Annotated in this window: 1 rRNA gene; it reads left to right on the top strand. The window is 52.2% G+C overall.

Going from position 1 to position 255, the window contains the following annotated elements:
* Nucleotides 1-255, top strand: a 23S ribosomal RNA gene (locus tag QFI97_RS00020); the annotation flags it as partial.

Raw genomic sequence — 255 nt, 5'->3', positions numbered from 1 at the left:
CTAACTGGAGGACCGAACCGACTAATGTTGAAAAATTAGCGGATGACTTGTGGCTGGGGGTGAAAGGCCAATCAAACCGGGAGATAGCTGGTTCTCCCCGAAAGCTATTTAGGTAGCGCCTCGTGAATTCATCTTCGGGGGTAGAGCACTGTTTCGGCTAGGGGGTCATCCCGACTTACCAACCCGATGCAAACTACGAATACCGAAGAATGTTATCACGGGAGACACACGGCGGGTGCTAACGTCCGTCGTGAA

The sequence above is a fragment of the Klebsiella scottii genome (assembly GCF_036561945.1).
In the GTDB taxonomy this organism is placed as follows: Bacteria; Pseudomonadota; Gammaproteobacteria; order Enterobacterales; family Enterobacteriaceae; genus Klebsiella; species Klebsiella scottii.
The sequence above is the reverse complement of the archived record's forward strand: the minus strand, read 5'-3'. Positions and strand labels throughout refer to the sequence as shown.